The following is a 19,672-nucleotide window of genomic DNA, read 5'->3' as shown; positions in this document are numbered from 1 at the left end:
GTCGTGCGTGGCTTCAGGCGCGACGATCGGAGCCCGCAGCGTCGAGCAGGGCGTCCTCTTCGCTCGCGTCGAGGTCACGGCGGCGTCCGCGGCGCGCCCGCGGGGTGCCGCGGGGTTCGGCGATGACCGGAGAAGGTCCGTCGACGTCGGCCGGGGAGGCCTCCGTCCCGTCATCCTCCCGATCCTCCCGGCGATGGCGGAGCTCGGTGCGGATGATGTAGCCGATGAAGATGAACCCCATGATCGCGAACAGGATCCACTGGATCGCGTACGACAGGTGAGGACCAGGATCCTCGGAGGGCACCTCGAGAGGCGACGGCGCAGGCGAGATCGCCGGATCCTCGCTGGACATCAGCGCGTAGAGCGACGGCTGCAGGGCGTTCGCCGTGTCGGTGGGGAGTCGCTCTGCGACGAGCCCGATGTTGATCGTCGGCACCTGGCCCTCCGGCGCCGACCGACCCGACCGCGGCGCCGCCTCCTCCGGTCGAAGGCGAGCCTCGACCGTCACCGTCCCTTCCGGTGGAGCCGGGACGGCATCGGGCTCGGCCTGATCGGCGCCCGGGGGAACCCAGCCGCGATTGATCAGGACGACCCTGCCGTCCTCCATCCGGAAGGGCACGAGAACCTCGAAAGCGGCGGTGCCGCCGTGGGGTCGGTTGCGCACGAGCAGTTGCTCATCGCGGAGGTACTGCCCGACGAGCGCGACAGGGCGCCACTCGTCGTCGGGGTCGAGAGCCGATCCGGCCGGGACGATCTCACTCAGCGGAACGGGTGTGGCGTCGTAGTTCTGCTCGACGACGCGCAGCTCCTCAGAGCGCTCGGCGTTGCGCGAGAACTGCCAGTTCGACAGGAAGGCGCAGGCGATCGCGAAGAGCACAGCCACGAGCGCGTACCCGGTCCAACGGACGAGGGGGGAGGATCGGGTCGCCGTCACGGGCCGCTGACCTCCCGGGCGAGGGGGGAGACATCGAGGGGGAAGGAGCGCGCGGCGAGGAACTCGCGCAGATAGTCCCGATGCTCGTCGCAGGCCACCCACGATTTCCAGCGATCAGCGCCGTGGATGCGGGGATTGCGCCAGCGGATCAGCCACGACGCCGCGGCGCGGCATCCCGCGCGTGAGCACTGCGGCGGTGATACCTCGCCGCTCACTCGCCCTCTCCGCGCCGCGGAGGCGGGGCGGACTCCTGGATGCGCAGCACGCGCTCCGTCGGGGCGGGCGCAGGCTCCGCGGCGACCGGCGCCGTGATCTGACGCTCCGGATTCACCGAGCGCGCCACGCGGTCGGTCGCGCCGACGTTGGCGAACACCACGGCCACATAGGGAAGGAAGACCGCGCCGAGGGCGAACACCCAGGTGTACCACCCGTAGGGGGTGATCAGCACCATCAGCACGAAGCACAGGACGCGCACGCCCATCATCGCCAGGTAACGCGCTGACCGCGCGCCGGAATCGTCACGGGGTGCGCGGGGCAGCGACGTGGCGGATGGAGGCCTCGACGAGCGGTTCACGATGGGACAAGGGTACGCCGCATGGAGGGAGGCGGCTCCGGCGAGGATCAACACTTTCTCGATCGCAAGAGATCTCGAAAGGCGGCGATGCGCGACCGGCGGCTCAGGAGAGCGTGCCGGTGGTGGCGCTGCCGATGATCAGCGGCAGGAAGGACAGGAAGAACAGGACGAGCAGAAGGATGAACCCGAGCCCGACGTATCCGACGATGGTGCCGGCGAGCGCGAGACCGCGGCCCTGCTCACCCGTGCGCTTGATCTGGGACAGCGCCATGTGGCCGGTGATCACGCCGACGAGCGAGCCGATGAAGGGGATCAGCACGACCCCCACGAGCGAGGAGATCAGGGAGACGATCGCCATCGTGTTCGTCTTGGGCGCCGCGTACGCGCCGTAGGGCGCACCGCCGTACGCGGGCGGGGTGCCGTAGGGAGGTGGGGTGCCGTAGGAGGGGGCCGATCCGTAGGGTGCCTGGGCGGCGTAGGCCCCCGGCGCGGGCTGCTGGCCGTACGCCGGCGCCTGACCGTACGTGGGCGGCTGCGCGGGAGCCGGCGATCCCTCCGGCGTCCCCGGATACGGCGGGACGGAGGGGGTCGTCGGATCGGTGCCCTGCGGATTCTCGGGAGTGCTCACGGTGCGCCCTTTCTCGCTGGCTCCAGCGTTCCAGGCCGTCGTCCCGGGTGTCAAACCGCCCTGGCTAGGCTGAGGGGATGAGCAACGAACGTGTCGTCCTGGTCACCGGCGGAAACCGCGGCATCGGGCGGGCCATCGCCGAGCGCTTCGTGTCCGACGGCTACCGGGTGGCCGTCACCGCCCGTTCGGGCGAGGGCCCCGACGGCGCGCTGACCGTTCGCGCCGACGTCACCGACGCCGCGTCGCTGGATGCGGCGATGACGGAGGTCGAAGGGGCGCTCGGTCCGGTGACGATCGTGGTGGCGAACGCCGGGATCACCCGCGACACTCTTCTCCTGCGGATGAGCGAGGACGACTTCGACAGTGTCGTCGCCACCAATCTCGGCGGCGCGTTCCGGGTGGTCAAGCGAGCGTCGAAGGGGATGATCCGCGCACGGTTCGGGCGCATCATCCTGATCTCCAGCGTGGTCGGTCTCTATGGTTCGGTGGGGCAGGTGAACTACGCGGCCTCCAAGAGCGGGCTCGTGGGGTTCGCGCGGTCACTCACCCGTGAGCTGGGGGCGCGGGGGATCACGGCGAACGTCGTGGCCCCCGGATTCATCGAGACCGACATGACCTCCGAGCTGCCCGCCGACACTCAGGCCGAGTACAAGAAGAACATCCCCGCCGGACGCTTCGGCGACGCGGTCGAGGTCGCGGGCGTGGTCGCGTGGCTGGCATCCGACGACGCGGCCTACATCTCGGGCGCGGTCATCCCGGTCGACGGTGGCCTCGGGATGGGGCACTGACCCGCACCGTCGCTGCCGAGACGGATCACCGGCCGAGCGCGTCCGCGATCGCGCGGGCGACGGCATCGGGCTTGGAGAACTGCGGCCAGTGGCCGCTCGCTTCCTCCGGCGCACGGAGGGAGACGGCGCGAAGGGGGCCGTGCGCGGCGAGGCCGGCGGCCCAGGCGGGCGGATCCTGCCGGATCGCCTCGATCTGCTCGGGCGAGACGGTGTTGGTGAGGATCGTCGCCGGGATCTCCCGGCGTCGGTCGTCGGTGAGGGAGACGCGGTCGGTGGGCACTTTCCGCGGCACGACGCCGATGTGCGTCATGGCTCGATCACGCGTCTGCGGATCGAGGTCTTCGACGTCATCGCCGTCGAAGAAGTCCCATCCCGGGAACGGCACGGTGTCGCCGTCGACGGGAAACTCGGAGATCATCCCGCCGTCCGACGGCGGGAAGGTGTCGAGGAACACCAGGTGCGCCACTTGCGTCGGCCGGAGGTCGGCGGCGCCGTAGATGACATTGCCGCCTCCGCTGTGACCGACGAGCGCCACGGGGGTGTCCCGTCGGTCGATCTCGGCGACGACAGCATCGACCCATTCGCCGATGCCGATCCCGGCCATCGCAGGGTCGGGAGGCGTGTCACCACGCCGGACGCCCGGCATGGTCAGGGCGACGGGTTCGAGCCCGGCGGCCCGGAGTCCGGGCACCACCTCATCCCACGACGACGCGGTCAGCCAGAGTCCGGGAACCAGAAGGACGTCCATGGTCGCCACCGTACTCCCCGCGTCCGACACCGCCCTAGGGGAGGAGAGGGATGACCTCGCGCAGATCCAGCGGACCGATCACGAGGTCTGCCCGTTCCCGGACGACCGGCTTGGCGTTGAACGCGAGGCCGAGGCCGGCGACCGACATCATCGCGAGGTCGTTCGCACCGTCGCCGATGGCGAGGGTCTGCGCGCGGGGAACCCCGTGATCGCCGGCCCACGCCGTCAGGGTGGACGCTTTCCCGTCGGCGTCGACGATCGGTCCGAGCACCTGTCCCGTCAGGGCGTCGTGTGCGACGGCGAGCCGGTTGGCGCGCCACAGATCGACACCGAGGGACGGCGCGACGTGGTCGAGGATCTCGTGGAAGCCTCCCGAGACGACGCCCACGATCCCGCCGCGGTCGTGCACCGCGGCGATCAGCTCCTCCGCGCCCGGGGTCGGCTCGACGCGTGCGCGCACGCGATCGAGGGCCGCGACGGGGACGCCGGCGAGCCGTTCCACCCGGGCGCGCAGGCTGGTGGCGAAGGCGACCTCGCCGCGCATGGCCGCCTCCGTGGCGGCGGCGACCTCGGCGCCGCGGCCGGCCTCATCTGCGATGAGCTCGATCACCTCGTTGCGGATGAGGGTCGAATCGGCGTCGAGGACGACGAGGAATCGCGCGGGCTCGCTCACCTCTCCACCGTAGCGGCGGGGGACGGGGTCACCGATCGACGAAGACTCCCTTGCCGACCACCGTGATCCCGCTGTCGGTCACGGTGAATCCGCGGGCGAGGTCGCGTTCGCGGTCGACTCCCACGGTGGCGCCGTCGGCCATGACGACGTTCTTGTCGAGGATGGCGCGATGGATCCTCGCACCGGCACCGACGTGCACGTGGTCGAACAGCACCGCATCGGTGATCGTCGAGCCCCCCGCGGCGAGCGTCCACGGACCGACCACGCTGCGCTCGAGATGGGTCCCCGAAAGGACCGAACCGAGCGAGACGATCGAATCGATGGAGTTGCCGATCCGGCCCACCGAGTCCCGCACGAACTTCGCCGGCGGCGAGTTGACCGCCTGCGAGTGGATCGGCCACTGCATGTTGTACAGGTTGAAGACGGGCAGCGTCGAGATGAGATCCTGGTGGGCCTCGAAGAACGAATCGATGGTTCCGACGTCGCGCCAGTACGACCGGTCGCGATCGGTCGAGCCCGGCACGTCGTTGCGGACCATGTCGTAGACGCCCGCTTCGCCGCGGCCGACGAAGTAGGGGACGATATCGCCACCCATGTCGTGGTTGGAGGTCGGGATCTCGCCGTCGGCCTCGACCGCCTCGATCAGCGCGTCGGCGTCGAAGATGTAGTTGCCCATGGACGCCAGGACCTGGTCGGGTGCGTCGGCCAGCCCCTCCGGGTGCTGCGGCTTCTCGAGGAAGTCGCGGATGCGGCTCGGGTCGTCGGGATCGACGTCGATGACGCCGAACTGGTCGGCCAGGGAGATCGGCTGGCGGATGCCGGCCACCGTCGCCCGGGCGCCGGACTCGATGTGCGCGGCGAGCATCTGCCGGAAGTCCATGCGGTACACATGGTCGGCACCGATCACGATGACGATGTCGGGCTGTTCGTCGTTGATGAGATTCAGGCTCTGCAGGATGGCGTCCGCCGACCCCGAGAACCATCGCTTCCCCAGCCGCTGCTGCGCGGGGACGGAGGCGACGTACGAATCCAGCAGGGCGGACATCCGCCAGGTCTGGGAGACGTGACGGTCGAGGCTGTGGGACTTGTACTGGGTCAGGACGACGATCTGCCGGAGCCCCGAGTTGATCAGGTTCGATATCGCGAAGTCGATGAGCCGGTACTGACCGCCGAACGGCACGGCGGGCTTGGCGCGGTCGGCGGTCAGGGGCATGAGTCGCTTCCCCTCGCCGCCGGCGAGGATGATTCCGAAGACCTTCGGCGCTGCAGGCATGGCACCACCCTAGGCCCGGTTTCGCGCCGGAACCCAGTGACTGTCCACAGATGCCTGCGTGTACTAGGTTTCGTGCCATGCGCGTCGACATGATCACCAAGGAGTACCCGCCGGAGATCTACGGGGGCGCCGGGGTGCACGTGACCGAACTGGTCCGCGCGCTGCGAGACGGGGGCACCCGATCCCCGGTGGATGTGCGCGTGCGCGCTTTCGGAGCCGACCGAGACGAGCCCGGCACGACCTCGTACCGCGTGCCGGCGGAGCTCACCGCCGCCAACGCCGCCGTGCAGACCCTGGGCACCGACCTCGAGATCGTGTCGGATGTCGCCGGCGCCGACGTCGTGCACAGCCACACCTGGTACGCCAACTTCGCCGGCCACCTCTCCTCGCTCCTGCACGGCATTCCGCACGTGCTCACCGCTCACAGCCTCGAGCCGCTTCGACCGTGGAAGGCAGAGCAGCTCGGCGGGGGGTACGCGGTGTCGAGCTGGGTGGAGAAGGTCGCCTACGAGCACGCGGCGGCGATCGTGGCGGTGAGCGACGGCATGCGTGCCGACATCCTCCGCAGCTACCCTGCGGTGGATCCGGCGAAGGTCCGGGTCATCTACAACGGAATCGACACCGATTCCTGGCACCCGGTGACGGACGATCCCCTCCTGGCGCGACTGGGCGTCGACCCGGCGCGGCCCTCGGTGGTCTTCGTCGGCCGCATCACCCGTCAGAAGGGCCTGCCGTATCTTCTGCGCGCTGCGGCCCAGCTGCCGCCGGAGGTGCAGCTCGTGCTGTGCGCCGGGGCCCCCGACACCCCGCAGATCATGGCCGAGGTGGAGGAGCTCGTCCGAGGCCTTCAGGAGACGCGCGACGCCGTGGTGTGGCTCGACCGCCTGCTCTCGCGCCACGAGCTGTGCACGGTGCTCACCGCCGCGACGGCCTTCGTCTGCCCCTCGGTGTACGAGCCGCTCGGAATCGTGAACCTCGAGGCGATGGCGTGCGGCGCCGCGGTCGTCGGCACCGCCACCGGCGGCATCCCCGAGGTCGTCGTCGACGGGGTCACCGGCCGGCTCGTGCCGATCGAGCAGATGGATGACGGCACGGGAACCCCCCTGGATCCCGACCGGTTCGTCGACGACCTCGCCGCCGCTCTCACCGACGTCGTCAGCGACCCCACCCGCGCCCGTGCGTGGGGGGAGGCGGGGCGCCACCGGGCGATCTCCGAGTTCAGCTGGCAGAGCATCGCCGCCCAGACGGCGGCTCTGTACCGTGAGGTCGCCGCGGCGCCGTGACGGCCGACGCCCGGCCGATAGGCTGGGCTCATGCCGCAGGTGCTGGAGTTCTCCGACGTCGTCGTCCGCAGGAACGCCCGTGACATCGTCGATCACCTCGACTGGGAGGTCAGCGATGATCAGCGATGGGTGGTGCTCGGCCCGAACGGCGCGGGGAAGACCACGATCCTGCAGCTCGCGGACACCCTGATCCACCCGACCTCCGGTGCGGTCACGATCCTCGGCGAACGCCTCGGTCGGACGGATGTCTTCGAACTGCGTCCGCGCATCGGGTTCGCCTCCAGCGCCATGGCGCGGCGGATCCCCGCCGAGGAGACCGTTCTGAACGTCGTTCTGACGGCGGCGTTCTCCGTCGTCGGTCGCTGGCGTGAGGACTACGAGGACATCGACGAGCGTCGAGCGCTCCGTGTCCTCGCCGAGTGGCGTCTGGAAGAGCTGGCCGATCGCACGTTCGGCACGCTGTCGGACGGCGAGCAGAAGCGCGTGCAGATCGCCCGCTCGATCATGACCGACCCGGAGCTGCTCCTTCTGGACGAGCCGACCGCCAGCTTGGACCTCGGCGCCCGAGAAGAGCTGCTGACGCTCCTCGGCGGGTACGCACAGGCACCGACCACGCCGGCGATGGTGATGGTCACGCATCACGTCGAGGAGATCCCCGTGGGCTTCACACACGTGCTTCTGCTCCGCGAGGGGCGCCTCGTCGCGGCGGGACCGCTGGCCGAAGCGCTGACAGCGGAATCGCTGACGGAGACCTTCGGCACGCCGATCGCACTCCGTGAAGAGGACGGGCGCTTCACCGCGCGCGCTGCGCGATGACGATCTCGCGTCCGTCCCCCGTGGCGACCGGTTCGGTGGTCCGGGCCGACGCCTGGTAGACTCGCTCGCTGGTGCTCTCGCACAACAGACTTTCCGTCGCTCCCGCAAGGATTCCCATGAAGACTGACATCCACCCCGACTACCGCGCTGTCGTGTTCCGCGACCTCGGCTCGGGCGAGACCTTCCTCACCCGTTCCACCGTCACCAGCGACAAGACGATCGAGCTCGATGGTGTCGAGTACCCCGTCATCGACGTCGAGATCTCGTCGGCTTCGCACCCGTTCTACACGGGCAAGCAGCGCATCCTCGACTCGGCCGGTCGCGTCGAGAAGTTCAACCAGCGCTTCAAGAACTTCGGCGGCCGCTGAGCCCACGCCGAAAAAGCCTCCGACCGCGGTCGGAGGCTTTTTCGCGTCATCGCACCGGCCACGTGCCGTCGACCGGCGCGCGCGGGTCGATGCGTCCGATGCTCACGAAGTATTCGGTGAGGCTGGCCGCCTGATCACGTGCCCACGCGATCTGTTCGACGTGGATCTGGCGAGCCGTCGGGGGCAGGAGGCCGCGGTAGCGCCGGGCGAGCGCCTGCGCCACGCGTCCTGCCGCCCGTGCGTCGGCGGCCGCTTCATGCGCCCCGTCGAGGCGGACGGCGTAGTGCTCGGCGACCCTGGTGAGCGTTCGCTTCCCCCGCCGGTAGCGATCGAAGTGCCGGTCGATGACGAGCGGATCGAAGACCGGACTCGGGTGCTCCAACGGCACGACGCCGTGACGCAGGGCCTCGTGACGCAGCAGCGAGAAGTCGTAGGCGGCGTTGTAGGCCACCACCGGGATGCCCGCATCGAGGATGCCGCGGAGACACCCGACGACCTCGGCGACGACCTCCGCCGCGGGGCGGCCGGTGGCGCGGGCCTCGGCGGTGGAGATCCCATGCACGGCCGTCGCCGCCGCGGGGATCTCCACGCCCGGATCGGCTCGCCACGACCGACCGCAGACCGCCCTCCCCGCGGCATCCAGCAACCCGACGTGAGCGGTGACCACCCTGTCGGTGCGCACGTCGATCCCCGTGGTCTCGAGGTCGAACACACCCACGACGCGCAGCCACGGCGGGGGATCGCCGCCGAGGGGGGCCGGAGTCGACGCGGGGAGTTCGGGAGCGGGGCGAGGGTTCGTCATGGCTCCGCACCGTACGCGCCGGTGCCGACATCGGCCGCCGGTTAGACTCGAACGTGTCGATCCCGCACCCCGAGGTACCCGCCCCGCATGCCCTCACCCCCGGGGGAGATCGGGTCGAGATCCTCGGCGGTCAGACCGCCTACTGGACGTACGGGCCCGCCGACGCCGCGGTCACGGTGCTCGCGGTGCACGGGTTCCGCGGCGACCATCATGGGCTGGCCGCGATCGTCGGGCTTCTTCCCGATCTGCGCGTGATCGTTCCCGACCTCCCCGGTTTCGGCGACTCCAGCCCGCTCCCCGGACGCCGGCACGACATCGACGCCTACCGCGCCTGGCTCACCGAGGTGCATGCGACCCTCGCCCCGGAGGCGGTGATCCTGGGCCACTCGTTCGGCTCGATCGTCGCTTCAGCGGCGGTGGCCGCCGGGCTTCCCACATCCCGGCTCATCCTCATCAACCCGATCGGCGCACCGGCGCTGGAGGGACCCCGTGGCGTCCTCACCCGTCTTGCGGTGCTGTATTACCGGATGGGCGCCCGGTTGCCGCGGCGAGCCGGGGAATGGGTGCTGCGGCAGCGTGCGATCGTCCGCGGGATGAGCGTGGCGATGGCCAAGACGCGCCGGCGTGATCTGCGCCGCTACATCCACGACCAGCACGACCGGTACTTCTCCCGCTTCGCCGACCGCGATGTGCTCCGCGAGGCCTTCGAAACGTCCGTCCGCAACGATGTCCGGGCCTTCGCGCCCGAGATCACCCAGCCGACGCTCCTCATCGTCGCCGAGCGCGACGACATCACACCCCTCAGCGCGCAGCGGCGGCTGCAGACGCTCTTCCCTGACGCGGAGTCGGTGGAGATCCCCGAGGTGGGGCATCTCATCCACTACGAAACACCCGGGCCTGCGGCCGCGGCCATCACTCGCTTTCTCGCGCCTTCCGCTGCCGGTACGCGTTGACGTTCATCCGATTGCCGCAATTGCCGGTGTCGCAGTAGCGCTTGGACTTGTTCTTGGAGAAGTCGACGTAGACGCCGTCGCAGTCGTCGGCCGCGCACCGTCGTACGCGGTCGTACTCGTCGGCGCGGATGACATCCACGAAGGCCATCGCGGCTTCGACCAGCACCCGCGTCGCCAGGGGCGCATCGTCCGAGGTGGCATGGATGTGCCAGTCCATCCCGTCGTGCTTCATCAGGCGGGGGAGGGCGCGTCCGCGTTGCAGCATCTCGTTGACCAGGGGCACGGCCCCGTCCCGGTCGACGTCCCAGAGCCCCTGCAGAGGGCGGCGCACCGCGCGCAGCGCTGAGAGCTCGGCATCGTCGCGACGGATGACGCCGGTGTAGGGGTTGATCCGGAGGTACTCGTCGAACTGCTCGTGCGTGGTGAGGGTGTCTACGGCGTCGTCACCCCCCACGCCGGGGAGGGTGTTGACCAGGTACGCGGCGGCGCGCAGATTGTTCTCGGTGTCATGGATGAAGACCATGTTGACTCCTGACGATCGCCGACACTAGTGTCACCAGTGTACGCATGCTTGACTCCTGACAATCGGATGACCTGATGACCGCGACCGCGCCGCTGCCCGTGCTCTCCCTCGGCGTTCCCGCCACCGCGTCACGGACGGCCACCACGGGGTTGGTGATGGCGCTGGCCTCGGCGCTGGCGTTCTCCTCGAGCGGGCCGTTCATGAAGCCGCTGCTGGAGGCCGGCTGGTCGCTCGGAGCCGCGCTCCTGGTGCGGATGGGGGTCGCCGCCCTCGTGCTCTCCCCGGCGCTCGTGGTGGCGGTCCGTCGCCAGCGCGGCTTCGTCCGCCGGCACTGGCGCCTCGTCGTCGCCTTCGGACTGATGCCCGTGTTGGGGTGCCAGCTGCTGTTCTTCTCCGCGATGCAGCGGATGCCTGTGGCGGTGGCGCTTCTCATCCAGTACCTCGCCCCGGTCCTGCTCGTCGTCGCGGTCTGGATCCGCAGCCGCCGACGGCCGTCGTTCCTCGTGCTCTCGGGGTCGGTCGTGGCGGTCGTGGGTCTGGTGCTCGTCGTGGACGTCTCGGGTGCCGCGTTCGACCCGATCGGCGTGCTGTTCGCGCTCGGTGCGGCAGTCTGCGTGTGCGCCTACTTCGTCATCGCCGAGCGCGCCGGAGACGACCTTCCACCCCTCGCCCTGGCTGCCGCCGGCCTGCTGTTCGGCAGCCTGGTCATGGCGGCCCTCTGCGTGACACGTGTCCTGCCGTTCCAGGCGGTTGCGGTGACGGTGACGCTTGCGGGTGCGGACGTGATGTGGTGGGTGCCGGTGCTGTGGGTCGCCGCGGTGGCGACCACGGTCGGCTACGGACTCGGCGTGATGGCTGTGCCCCGTATCGGCTCTCGGGTGGGCTCCTTCGTCGGGCTGTCCGAGGTGCTCTTCGCCCTGGCCTTCGCCTGGCTCTTCCTCTCGGAGGTCCCCGCGGCCGTTCAGTTCGTCGGCGGAGCGCTCATCCTCGTCGGGGTGATCCTCGTCCGGCTCGATGCGGCCTCGACGGCGGATGCGCGAGGAGTCACCGCTACGAGTCCCGCCGTGCCAGCTCCATGAGCGGTCCTACGCGGTAGCCGATGACCTCTCCCATGACCAGGGAGGTCTCGGTGCGCTCGACGCCTTCGATGGCGAGGATCCGGGCGTCGGTGTCGAAGAGGTGCTGTGTGTCGCGACACGCCACGCGCACCAGCAGGTCGACCTGGCCGCTGAGGCCGTGCACCTGCACGATCTCGGGCACGCGTCCGAGCTCGGCGGTGATGCGGGGGAGGTCGGCCTGACGCACGATGACGCTCAGGAACGCCTCGATCGGGAAGCCGAGAGCCTCGGGGGAGATCGTGCGTTCGTAGGAGAGGAACACGCCGGTCCGCTCGAGCCGTGACATCCGTGCCTGGACGGTGTTGCGAGACAGCCCCAGCCGCTCTGCCAGCGCGACGACGGTGGCGCGCGGGTCGTCCGAGAGGGCGGCGAGAAGCTCGAGATCGACATGATCGAGAGTGCTCATACTGCGAAAGATTAGCAGCCCGACATCCCGCCACCTGTGCATGTTGCTCAACTATTCAGAAGATGCTTGAGCTAGGTGCCAGAACGAGTAGCCTCGGGCTTGTCGGCGATGCTGCCGGCGACTCACGCGCGACGCTTCACGAGAGCGTCGCCTCGAGGAGGGATGACAACGGTGCACACCCTGAACCCCATGGCTGATCTGGCAACCGATGTGGACGACGTCGCTCGTCTGCTGACCCCTGCCGGCGAACGCGTCGTCGATCCGGATCTGCAGCAGTGGATCGAGGATGTCGACACCGCCGCCATCCAGCGGCTCTATCGCGACATGGTGCTGCTGCGTCGCATCGACGCAGAGGGCGTCGCCCTCCAGCGGCAGGGCCAGGTGGGTCTGTGGCCCCCGTGCCAGGGGCAGGAGGCGACGCAGATCGGCACCGCTCGCGCGCTGCGTGCGGACGACTTCGCCTTCCCGAGCTACCGCGAGACCGGTGTCGTCTACGCCCGCGGCGGCAAGCCCTCCGACTACGTCCTCGCCTGGCGGGGTGAGGGCCACTCCACCTACGACCCCTATGAGCTGCACACGGCGACCCAGCAGATCATCATCGGCGCGCAGTCGCTGCATGCCGTCGGCTACGCGATGGGCGTCCAGCGCGACGGCGGCGACCAGGTGGCCGCAGCCTACTTCGGAGACGGCGCGACCAGCCAGGGGGACGTGAATGAGGCGATGGTGTTCGCCTCCTCGTTCGGTGCGCCGGTGGTATTCGTCTGCACGAACAATCAGTGGGCCATCTCCGAGCCGGTGAGCGTCCAGGCACGGTTCCCGATCGCGGGGCGCGCGCCCGGGTTCGGCATCCCGAGCATGCGCGTGGACGGCAACGACGTGCTGGCGTGCCTTGCCGCGATGCGCTGGGCGATCGACCACGCCCGGAAGGGCCGGGGACCGGCGTTCCTCGAAGCCGTCACCTACCGCATGGGCCCGCACACCACCTCCGACGACCCCACCCGCTACCGCGACAAGGAGGAGGTCGAGATCTGGCGCCGGCGCGACCCCATCGACCGGGTCGAGGCGCTGCTGCGCGCCGAGGGTGTCTTCGACGACGCGTTCGTCGCCGAGGTCGCCGCTGACGCCGACGCGCTCGCCGCCGAGGTCCGCCAGGCCGCGATGGGGGCGGTGACCCGTGCGCCGCTGTCGATCTTCGACGACGTCTATGCCGAGCCCCACTCCGGCATCGACGAGCAGCGTGCCGCCTACGCCGCGTACCTCGACGGCTTCGCCGCGACCCAGGAGGGCTGATCATGGTCCAGTTGACGATGGCGAAGGCGATCAACGAGGGTCTGCGTCGCGCGATGGCGGATGACCCCAAGGTGCTGGTGATGGGGGAGGACATCGGCAAGCTGGGCGGCGTCTTCCGGGTGACCGACCGCCTTCAGGAGGAGTTCGGCGCGCAGCGCGTCATCGACACCCCGCTGGCCGAGTCGGGCATCGTCGGGACCGCCGTGGGCCTGGCCCTCCGGGGCTTCCGGCCGGTGGTGGAGATCCAGTTCGACGGCTTCGTCTATCCCGCCTTCGACCAGATCGTCTGTCAGGTCGCCAAGCTCCACTACCGCACCCGCGGCAACGTCCGGATGCCGCTGACGATCCGCATTCCGTGGGCAGGGGGTGTCGGCGCCGCCGAGCATCACTCCGAGTCGCCGGAGGCGTACTTCGTCCATACGTCGGGCCTGCGCGTGGTGGCGGTGTCCAATCCGCAGGATGCCTACGTCATGCTGCGTCAGGCGATCGCCTCGGACGACCCGGTGGTCTACTTCGAGCCCAAGCGGCTCTACCACACCAAGGCCGAGGTCCACCTCGACGTCGACCCCGCCGATGCCCCGCCGATGGGGCTCGCCCGCGTCGCCCGGGAGGGCACCGACGTGACCGTGCTGACCTACGGCGCCCAGGTGACCACCGCGCTGGACGCCGCCCTGGCCGCCGAGGAGGACGGGATCTCGCTCGAGGTGATCGACCTGCGCTCGCTGTCGCCGGTGGACTACCGGACGGTCGGCGCGTCGGTGCGCAAGACGGGTCGCGTCGTGGTCACCCACGAGGCTGCTCGCGAGGCCGGGGTGGGTGCCGAGCTCGTCGCCAGCGTCACCGAGCGGTGCTTCCACTACCTGGAGACGCCGCCGGTCCGGGTCACCGGACACGACATCCCCTATCCGCCGGCGAAGCTCGAGAAGCACCACGTTCCCGACCTCGACCGGATCCTCGACGCCGTCGACCGCGTCCTCGACCGCCCGAACAGCCTGACGGGGGTGGAACTGTGATCCAGGAGTTCCGCCTCCCCGATCTCGGCGAGGGACTGCCCGAGGCCGAGCTCGTGCAGTGGCTCGTCGCCGAGGGCGACCGCGTCACGCTGAACCAGACCATCGCCGAGGTCGAGACGGCCAAGGCCGTCGTGGAGCTGCCCTCGCCGCACGCCGGGGTCGTGCAGGTGCTGCACGCCGCCGCGGGCGACGTGGTGGAGGTCGGCGCGCCGCTGATCTCCTTCGACGTCGGGGCCGGAGAGCCCGGGAGCCCCGCGGCCCCGCACGCATCGTCGACGGCAGGCGACGAGCCTGGCGCGGGTGACGCCGTCGCCACCGACGCGCCGGCCGACGACGCCGCCGGGCCGAATCTCGTCGGCTACGGCGCGGCACCCCGCAGCGGGAACCGTCCGCGCCGTCGACCGCGGATCGCGGCGTCGGCATCTCCGTCTCCGGCGGCGGACACCGCCCTCCTCTCCGTGGCACCGCACGACGACATCCGTCTCGTGGAGACCGTCGAGCAGCTGCAGGAACGGCCGCGATCCACCCCGCCCGTCCGCAAGCTCGCCAAAGACCTCGGTGTCGACATCGCACTCGTCGAGGGGACCGGCCAGGGCGGTCTCATCACCCGCGACGACGTCCGCACCTACGCCGAGACGACGACCCGCGTCGCCGAGCCGGTGAAATCCTCCCCTGCACGGGATGCAGCGCACACGAGCGAGACCCGGATCCCGATCCGGGGCGTCCGCAAGCACACCGCGGAGGCGATGGTGCGCAGCGCCTTCACCGCGCCGCACGTCACCGTCTTCCTCACCGTCGATGTCACCGAGACGACCGAGCTCGTCGCATCCTTGCGCGAGGACCGTTCGCTCGCCGACCACCGCATCGGCGTCCTCGCCGTGGCGGCCAAGGCCGTCTGCCTGGCGCTGCGCCGCCACCCGACCCTGAATTCGAGGTGGGACGGCGAGAGCGGCGAGATCGTGCAGTATCACGGCGTGCACCTCGGGATCGCGGCCGCGACCGAGCGCGGCCTCGTCGTGCCGAACATCCGGGATGCCGACCGGATGACCCTCCCCGCTCTCGCCGACGCCATCCGCGACCTCGCGACCACGGCTCGTGCGGGCAAGACCTCGCCCGAGGCGATGCGCGGTGGAACCTTCTCCATCACCAACGTGGGCGTCTTCGGCGTGGACGCGGGGACACCGATCCTCAATCCCGGCGAAGCGGGAATCCTCGCCCTCGGCGCGGTGCGCCGCCAACCCTGGGAGCATCGCGGTCAGATCGCGCTTCGCGACGTGGTGACCCTCGCCCTCTCCTTCGACCACCGTCTCGTCGACGGCGAGCAGGGGTCGCGTTTCCTCGCGGACGTGGGGGCGGTGCTGCGCGAACCCGGGCGGGCGATGCTCCTGGCCTGAGCGCCGCGGTGGAACCGTCACGCCTGCGTGAACAAGCCCTTCCCGCGTCGGCGCAGATAGTCGTAGGCCTCCGCGTACGTCTGCGGCTCCTCCCGCGATCCTTCGCCGTACCGCGCCTGGAGAAGGCCGAGCAGACCGCGCCCGGGCGGACTCAGCGGCTTGTCGCGGTGCGGCGACGACGTCACATCGATCGGCTCCTCGGCCTGGGGATTCGGCGGGAGGTACATGGGGTGGACCGTCGGCCAGGTGGCGGGATGCCGGGGCCGGCCGAGGTTGAGCACCGAGAAGAGGGTGTTCGCCCCCGCGTCCCGGCGGTTCAGCGGCTGGAGACCGTGGCGACGGGCGAGGGTCGCGATCACCGAGCCGTGGTGCATCTCGTCGTTGATGACGGTGCCCGCCCGGGTATACGCCGACACTGCGATGGCGGGTACGCGACCTCCCAGCCTGTCGAAGGCGAAACCCATCTCGCCGGGCTCGGCGTTCTCGACCGGGGGCACGGCCTTCGGCGGTGCCACATGGTCGTAGGTGCCGCCGTGCTCGTCGAAGGTGATGAGAAGCAGGGTGTTCAGCGCATTCGAACCGGTGGCGCTGGCGCTCGTGCGGATCGCGTTGTAAATGCTCGCGACCAGCTTCTCGCCGGCGCGCACGTCGGATACCGCCGAGTCGATGACCAGACGGCCGTCCACCTCGCTTGAGCGGTAGACGCCGAACGGCGGATGGAAGTCGTTGTGGTTGTATGTCAGGCGCGGTTCGATGAACGCGTAGGCGGGGAGAGTGCCGTTCTCGACATCCCGGTAGAACTCGGGCATGAAGGCGAAATGCTCCGTCCGCCAGAACTTCTCCAGCACCGGCGCGTGAAGCACACCGGTCAGAGAGACCAGCTGCATCTCATCGAAGTACACCTTCCACGACAGCCCCGCGTCCTCGAGCCGGTTGAAGATCGTCGGCGTGGGAGGCGCATTCAGCCACTTCTCGTATCCGCCGCCGTGCTTGTTCGTCACGAAGCCGTGGGAGGTCGAGGCGTGGAAGAACGAGCGATTGCAGTAGGTCTGAGACGGCACGCCCGCGAACCAGGCGTCGAACACTGCGAACTCACGGGCGAGGGTCGACAGGACCGGGAGCTGCTCGGGCGAGAAGCCGCCCATGATCTGCGACGCCTCCTCGAGCGACGGCTGGGTACCGCGGCGAAGTCGGGTGAAGTTGTTCCAGTAGTCCTGGAGGAAGCCCTCCATCGTCGGTGCGGTCCCGGGAGCGGGAGCGTTGAACGGAGGGCTCATCTGTCCCACCTGCGCCGTGGCATTGCCCGGCGGGTCGACGCGGCCGAACAGCTGGGTGTTGACGTGAGGGAACTCCTCCCCGGGATCCGGGTTGGGGAGGCCCATGACGACGTCGGTCGCTCCGGAGTACACGTGAGCGGCGACGCGGTCGCCCTGCGGCGAGAGGTTGGCGTAGTCGCCGAATGCCAGTCCGTCGAACCGCGATCGCTCGGGCAGGGTGTCGGGGGTGTAGAGCCATCCGAGGACGTTGTCGAAGGATCGGTTCTCGCCCATGAACACCACGATGTGATCGAAGCCGGGTTCCGAGCGCGCTGCCAGCGCGGGGAGCTCCTGCGCACCCTCTCGCACGCCGGCGGCATGACCGACCATGGCGCCACCGGCGGCGCCGGTGGCGCCGCCCAGGGCGAAGCCTGCCGCCGCCAGGCCGCCGACCTTGAGGAAGTCGCGGCGGGAGGTGGAGGTCTCTTCTTCGGGGTTCTCGCGCATCCTGGGGCGAGGATACCGCTCAGACGGCCAGTGCGGCTCGGGCCATGTCGGTCAGGATCGCGCGGACGAGCCCCTGGTCGGGGGCGCCCTGACCCGTGCGGATGCTGTGGGGTGTGGAGTTGATGAGTCCGAAGCAGGCATACGCCCTCACCCGCAGGTCCTGCTCGCTGCGCTCCGGATGGACCGCGGCCAGGACACCGACCCACGTCTCCACGTATTCGCGCTGCAGACGGCGGACGGTCCGCCGATCCTCGACGCCGAGATTGGCCAGGTCGCGGTCCTGGACGCGGATGACGTCCGCATCGGTCAAGGCGAAGTCGACGTGGAAGGCGACCAGCTGCGTGAGGCGCGCGCCGGCGTCATCCGTCCGCTCGATCACCGCGCGTCCGCCGTCGCGCAGCTGCTCGCTCACGCCGATGAGGATCGCTGCGAGCAGCGCCTGCTTGTTGGCGAAGTGCCGGTAGATCGCCGGGCCGCTCACACCGACCGCCGAACCGAGGTCTTCGAGGCTGACGCCGGTGAACCCCCTCTCGGCGAACAGGCGTGCCGCCTCGGCGAGGAGAGCGGAGTGGCGGTCGGCCTTGGCGCGGTCACGACCCGTGGTGCTTGCCATTTCAGTTAATCCCCGCTAACGTGAAAGCTCGGTTAACGCACACTAACCGTCCCGGGCGCGCCGCGACAACGGGCGTGACCGGATCGTGACGTCGACGGAGATGACATGGCCAGGCTCACCACGACCGTGCGTCGAGACGATGACTTCCGCCGTGCCGAAGCGGCCCAGCGGGACCTCGCCGACGACCTTCGTCGCCGATTGGCCACGGCCGCCCTCGGTGGGCCTCCCGCCTCGCGCGAGCGTCATGTCGCCCGGGGGAAGCTCCTGCCTCGCGACCGCGTCGACCGGCTTCTGGACCCGGGCAGCCCCTTCCTCGAGATCGCCCCGCTGGCCGCCGACGGCCTGTACGACGGGGAGGCTCCGGCGGCGGGAGTGGTCGCCGGGATCGGGCTGGTCCATGGACGGCACGTCATGGTCGTCTGCAACGACGCGACGGTGAAGGGCGGCACCTACTTCCCGCTCACGGTGAAGAAGCACCTGCGTGCCCAGGAGATCGCCCTGGAGAATCGCCTCCCCTGCATCTACCTGGTCGATTCGGGCGGCGCCTTCCTGCCGATGCAGGACGAGGTCTTCCCCGACCGCGACCACTTCGGACGCATCTTCTTCCATCAGGCCCGTCTCTCGGCCGCGGGGATCCCGCAGATCGCAGCGGTGCTGGGCTCGTGCACCGCCGGCGGGGCCTATGTGCCGGCGATGAGCGACGAGACCGTCATCGTCCGCGGGCAGGGCACGATCTTCCTCGGCGGACCGCCTCTGGTGAAAGCCGCGATCGGCGAGATCGTCACCCCGGAAGAGCTCGGCGGCGGGGAGCTGCATGCCCGGCGTTCGGGTGTCGTCGACCACCTCGCCGATGACGACGAGCACGCCCTGGAGATCGTCCGCGACATCGTCTCCACGCTCCCCGCCGAGGCGGTTCCCGTGTGGAACGTCGGGGCCGCGGTGCCCCCGGCAGCCGACCCCGCCGAGCTCTACGGGGTCGTCCCCGTGGACGTGAACCAGCCCTACGACGTCCGCGAGGTCATCGCGCGACTGGTCGACGGCAGTGACTTCCACGAGTTCAAGCGCGAGTACGGCGACACCCTCGTCACCGGATTCGCGCGGATCCACGGCCATCCGGTCGGCATCGTCGCCAACAACGGCGTCCTCTTCGCCGAGTCGGCGCAGAAGGGCGCGCACTTCATCGAGCTGTGCGACCAGCGCGAGACGCCGCTGCTGTTCCTGCAGAACATCACCGGGTTCATGGTGGGGCGCGAGGCCGAGGCCGGCGGTATCGCGAAGGACGGCGCGAAGATGGTGACCGCCGTGGCGACCACGCGCGTGCCCAAGCTCACGGTCATCATCGGCGGATCCTTCGGCGCGGGGAACTACTCCATGTGCGGTCGCGCCTATTCGCCTCGTTTCCTGTGGAGCTGGCCGGCGAGCCGGATCTCCGTCATGGGCGGGCCGCAGGCCGCCGCCGTCCTCGGCACCGTCAAGCGCGACCAGATCGAAGGGCGCGGCCAGGAGTGGTCCCGACACGACCAGGACGCGTTCGAAGCACCGATCCGCGCGCGCTACGACGACCAGGGCAGCCCCTACTACGCCACCGCCCGGCTGTGGGACGACGGCGTCATCGATCCGGCGGACACACGCGACGTGCTGGGCCTCGCGCTCGACGTCGTCAGTCGCACGCCGCTGCCCGCGCCGCAGTTCGGCGTCTTCAGGATGTGATC

The 19,672-nt window shown here is 69.9% G+C and carries 22 protein-coding genes; 10 read left to right on the top strand and 12 right to left on the bottom strand.

Annotated features, from left to right (window positions below):
• Positions 1 to 13: 13 nt before the first annotated feature.
• The 4 genes from HDC37_RS05195 to HDC37_RS17495 all read right to left on the bottom strand — a co-directional run bounded on the left by HDC37_RS05195 (position 14) and on the right by HDC37_RS17495 (position 2,136).
• Positions 14 to 934, bottom strand: coding sequence for an SURF1 family protein (locus HDC37_RS05195; RefSeq protein WP_179559341.1), 921 nt, complete (start codon positions 932 to 934; stop codon positions 14 to 16).
• Positions 931 to 1,149 (bottom strand): hypothetical protein, encoded by a 219-nt coding sequence (locus tag HDC37_RS05190; protein WP_179559340.1) that lies wholly within the window; start codon positions 1,147 to 1,149, stop codon positions 931 to 933. The genes HDC37_RS05195 and HDC37_RS05190 overlap by 4 nt, the downstream gene beginning before the upstream one ends.
• Positions 1,146 to 1,418 carry a DUF3099 domain-containing protein gene (locus HDC37_RS05185; protein ID WP_374939138.1) on the bottom strand — a complete coding sequence of 91 codons (273 nt, stop codon included), beginning with the start codon at positions 1,416 to 1,418 and terminating at the stop codon, positions 1,146 to 1,148. Before HDC37_RS05185 ends, HDC37_RS05190 begins: the two co-directional genes overlap by 4 nt.
• Before the next feature lie 193 nt (positions 1,419 to 1,611).
• Entirely contained in the window at positions 1,612 to 2,136 is a 525-nt protein-coding gene (locus HDC37_RS17495) for a DUF4190 domain-containing protein (protein WP_179559338.1), read from the bottom strand.
• Between the two features lie 77 nt (positions 2,137 to 2,213).
• Here HDC37_RS17495 and HDC37_RS05175 point away from each other — a divergent pair, with 77 nt between their 5' ends.
• Positions 2,214 to 2,924 carry a beta-ketoacyl-ACP reductase gene (locus HDC37_RS05175; protein ID WP_179559337.1) on the top strand — a complete coding sequence of 237 codons (711 nt, stop codon included), beginning with the start codon at positions 2,214 to 2,216 and terminating at the stop codon, positions 2,922 to 2,924.
• A 25-nt stretch (positions 2,925 to 2,949) separates the two neighbouring features.
• Here the strand turns inward: HDC37_RS05175 and HDC37_RS05170 are convergent, their stop codons facing one another.
• The 3 genes from HDC37_RS05170 to HDC37_RS05160 are packed head-to-tail and all read right to left on the bottom strand — an operon-like array spanning position 2,950 to position 5,618.
• Positions 2,950 to 3,672, bottom strand: coding sequence for an alpha/beta fold hydrolase (locus HDC37_RS05170; RefSeq protein WP_179559336.1), 723 nt, complete (start codon positions 3,670 to 3,672; stop codon positions 2,950 to 2,952).
• Positions 3,673 to 3,706: 34 nt separating this feature from the next.
• Positions 3,707 to 4,345, bottom strand: a complete 639-nt coding sequence (serB, locus tag HDC37_RS05165; RefSeq protein ID WP_179559335.1) for a phosphoserine phosphatase SerB — start codon at positions 4,343 to 4,345, stop codon at positions 3,707 to 3,709.
• A gap of 28 nt (positions 4,346 to 4,373) precedes the next feature.
• Entirely contained in the window at positions 4,374 to 5,618 is a 1,245-nt protein-coding gene (locus HDC37_RS05160) for a glucose-1-phosphate adenylyltransferase (protein WP_179559334.1), read from the bottom strand.
• Positions 5,619 to 5,695: 77 nt separating this feature from the next.
• Between HDC37_RS05160 and glgA the strand changes: the two genes are divergently transcribed.
• The 3 genes from glgA (at position 5,696) to HDC37_RS05145 (ending at position 8,085) form a co-directional block, all read left to right on the top strand.
• The gene (glgA, locus tag HDC37_RS05155) at positions 5,696 to 6,901 is read left to right on the top strand and encodes a glycogen synthase (protein WP_179559333.1); all 1,206 of its coding nucleotides are present in this window, start codon (positions 5,696 to 5,698) and stop codon (positions 6,899 to 6,901) included.
• Positions 6,902 to 6,931: 30 nt separating this feature from the next.
• Positions 6,932 to 7,717, top strand: a complete 786-nt coding sequence (locus tag HDC37_RS05150) for an ABC transporter ATP-binding protein (RefSeq protein ID WP_179559332.1) — start codon at positions 6,932 to 6,934, stop codon at positions 7,715 to 7,717.
• Positions 7,718 to 7,833: 116 nt separating this feature from the next.
• The gene (locus HDC37_RS05145) at positions 7,834 to 8,085 is read left to right on the top strand and encodes a type B 50S ribosomal protein L31 (RefSeq protein ID WP_124293105.1); all 252 of its coding nucleotides are present in this window, start codon (positions 7,834 to 7,836) and stop codon (positions 8,083 to 8,085) included.
• A 46-nt stretch (positions 8,086 to 8,131) separates the two neighbouring features.
• On the opposite strand, the gene HDC37_RS05140 is transcribed toward HDC37_RS05145, so the two are convergent.
• Positions 8,132 to 8,887, bottom strand: coding sequence for an exonuclease domain-containing protein (locus tag HDC37_RS05140; RefSeq protein ID WP_179559331.1), 756 nt, complete (start codon positions 8,885 to 8,887; stop codon positions 8,132 to 8,134).
• A gap of 53 nt (positions 8,888 to 8,940) precedes the next feature.
• On the opposite strand from HDC37_RS05140, the gene HDC37_RS05135 reads away from it, so the two are divergent.
• Positions 8,941 to 9,840: an alpha/beta fold hydrolase gene (locus HDC37_RS05135; protein ID WP_374939136.1), complete on the top strand. Its 900-nt coding sequence runs from the start codon at positions 8,941 to 8,943 to the stop codon at positions 9,838 to 9,840.
• Here HDC37_RS05135 and HDC37_RS05130 read toward each other — a convergent pair.
• Positions 9,800 to 10,363 (bottom strand): CGNR zinc finger domain-containing protein, encoded by a 564-nt coding sequence (locus HDC37_RS05130; protein WP_179559330.1) that lies wholly within the window; start codon positions 10,361 to 10,363, stop codon positions 9,800 to 9,802. The two genes, HDC37_RS05135 and HDC37_RS05130, sit on opposite strands and share 41 nt — an antisense overlap.
• Positions 10,364 to 10,437: 74 nt before the next feature.
• On the opposite strand from HDC37_RS05130, the gene HDC37_RS05125 reads away from it, so the two are divergent.
• Positions 10,438 to 11,442 carry a DMT family transporter gene (locus HDC37_RS05125; protein ID WP_179559329.1) on the top strand — a complete coding sequence of 335 codons (1,005 nt, stop codon included), beginning with the start codon at positions 10,438 to 10,440 and terminating at the stop codon, positions 11,440 to 11,442.
• Here the strand turns inward: HDC37_RS05125 and HDC37_RS05120 are convergent.
• Positions 11,414 to 11,887, bottom strand: a complete 474-nt coding sequence (locus HDC37_RS05120) for an Lrp/AsnC family transcriptional regulator (protein ID WP_179559328.1) — start codon at positions 11,885 to 11,887, stop codon at positions 11,414 to 11,416. The genes HDC37_RS05125 and HDC37_RS05120 overlap by 29 nt on opposite strands.
• A gap of 162 nt (positions 11,888 to 12,049) precedes the next feature.
• Between HDC37_RS05120 and pdhA the strand changes: the two genes are divergently transcribed.
• From pdhA to HDC37_RS05105, 3 genes are read left to right on the top strand one after another with little or no spacing between them, the layout of a single operon-like run.
• Positions 12,050 to 13,177, top strand: a complete 1,128-nt coding sequence (gene pdhA / locus HDC37_RS05115; protein WP_179559327.1) for a pyruvate dehydrogenase (acetyl-transferring) E1 component subunit alpha — start codon at positions 12,050 to 12,052, stop codon at positions 13,175 to 13,177.
• Between the two features lie 2 nt (positions 13,178 to 13,179).
• Complete coding sequence (locus tag HDC37_RS05110; protein ID WP_179559326.1) at positions 13,180 to 14,190, top strand: alpha-ketoacid dehydrogenase subunit beta; 1,011 nt, start codon at positions 13,180 to 13,182, stop codon at positions 14,188 to 14,190.
• Complete coding sequence (locus HDC37_RS05105) at positions 14,187 to 15,584, top strand: dihydrolipoamide acetyltransferase family protein (protein WP_179559325.1); 1,398 nt, start codon at positions 14,187 to 14,189, stop codon at positions 15,582 to 15,584. Before HDC37_RS05110 ends, HDC37_RS05105 begins: the two co-directional genes overlap by 4 nt.
• A 17-nt stretch (positions 15,585 to 15,601) precedes the next feature.
• Here the strand turns inward: HDC37_RS05105 and HDC37_RS05100 are convergent, their stop codons facing one another.
• Positions 15,602 to 17,347, bottom strand: a complete 1,746-nt coding sequence (locus HDC37_RS05100) for an alkaline phosphatase family protein (RefSeq protein WP_179559324.1) — start codon at positions 17,345 to 17,347, stop codon at positions 15,602 to 15,604.
• A gap of 19 nt (positions 17,348 to 17,366) precedes the next feature.
• Positions 17,367 to 17,960, bottom strand: coding sequence for a TetR/AcrR family transcriptional regulator (locus HDC37_RS05095; protein WP_179559323.1), 594 nt, complete (start codon positions 17,958 to 17,960; stop codon positions 17,367 to 17,369).
• 105 nt (positions 17,961 to 18,065) lie between these two features.
• Between HDC37_RS05095 and HDC37_RS05090 the strand changes: the two genes are divergently transcribed.
• Positions 18,066 to 19,670, top strand: a complete 1,605-nt coding sequence (locus HDC37_RS05090) for a carboxyl transferase domain-containing protein (protein ID WP_179559322.1) — start codon at positions 18,066 to 18,068, stop codon at positions 19,668 to 19,670.
• The last annotated feature ends 2 nt before the right edge of the window (positions 19,671 to 19,672 follow it).

This window comes from Microbacterium sp. AK009 (genome assembly GCF_013410955.1).
GTDB lineage: Bacteria > Actinomycetota > Actinomycetes > Actinomycetales > Microbacteriaceae > Microbacterium.
This window is presented reverse-complemented; position numbering and strand designations above follow the sequence as displayed.

Bases quoted from the DNA above. Each gene is read 5' to 3' on its own strand.
- HDC37_RS05185 (WP_374939138.1), bottom strand. From the start codon at position 1,418: ATGATGGGCGTGCGCGTCCTGTGCTTCGTGCTGATGGTGCTGATCACC.
- HDC37_RS05175 (WP_179559337.1), top strand. From the start codon at position 2,214: ATGAGCAACGAACGTGTCGTCCTGGTCACCGGCGGAAACCGCGGCATC.
- HDC37_RS05170 (WP_179559336.1), bottom strand. From the start codon at position 3,672: ATGGACGTCCTTCTGGTTCCCGGACTCTGGCTGACCGCGTCGTCGTGG.
- HDC37_RS05160 (WP_179559334.1), bottom strand. From the start codon at position 5,618: ATGCCTGCAGCGCCGAAGGTCTTCGGAATCATCCTCGCCGGCGGCGAG.
- glgA (WP_179559333.1), top strand. From the start codon at position 5,696: ATGCGCGTCGACATGATCACCAAGGAGTACCCGCCGGAGATCTACGGG.
- HDC37_RS05150 (WP_179559332.1), top strand. From the start codon at position 6,932: ATGCCGCAGGTGCTGGAGTTCTCCGACGTCGTCGTCCGCAGGAACGCC.
- HDC37_RS05145 (WP_124293105.1), top strand. From the start codon at position 7,834: ATGAAGACTGACATCCACCCCGACTACCGCGCTGTCGTGTTCCGCGAC.
- HDC37_RS05140 (WP_179559331.1), bottom strand. From the start codon at position 8,887: ATGACGAACCCTCGCCCCGCTCCCGAACTCCCCGCGTCGACTCCGGCC.
- HDC37_RS05130 (WP_179559330.1), bottom strand. From the start codon at position 10,363: ATGGTCTTCATCCATGACACCGAGAACAATCTGCGCGCCGCCGCGTAC.
- HDC37_RS05125 (WP_179559329.1), top strand. From the start codon at position 10,438: ATGACCGCGACCGCGCCGCTGCCCGTGCTCTCCCTCGGCGTTCCCGCC.
- HDC37_RS05120 (WP_179559328.1), bottom strand. From the start codon at position 11,887: ATGAGCACTCTCGATCATGTCGATCTCGAGCTTCTCGCCGCCCTCTCG.
- pdhA (WP_179559327.1), top strand. From the start codon at position 12,050: ATGACAACGGTGCACACCCTGAACCCCATGGCTGATCTGGCAACCGAT.
- HDC37_RS05110 (WP_179559326.1), top strand. From the start codon at position 13,180: ATGGTCCAGTTGACGATGGCGAAGGCGATCAACGAGGGTCTGCGTCGC.
- HDC37_RS05100 (WP_179559324.1), bottom strand. From the start codon at position 17,347: ATGCGCGAGAACCCCGAAGAAGAGACCTCCACCTCCCGCCGCGACTTC.
- HDC37_RS05095 (WP_179559323.1), bottom strand. From the start codon at position 17,960: ATGGCAAGCACCACGGGTCGTGACCGCGCCAAGGCCGACCGCCACTCC.
- HDC37_RS05090 (WP_179559322.1), top strand. From the start codon at position 18,066: ATGGCCAGGCTCACCACGACCGTGCGTCGAGACGATGACTTCCGCCGT.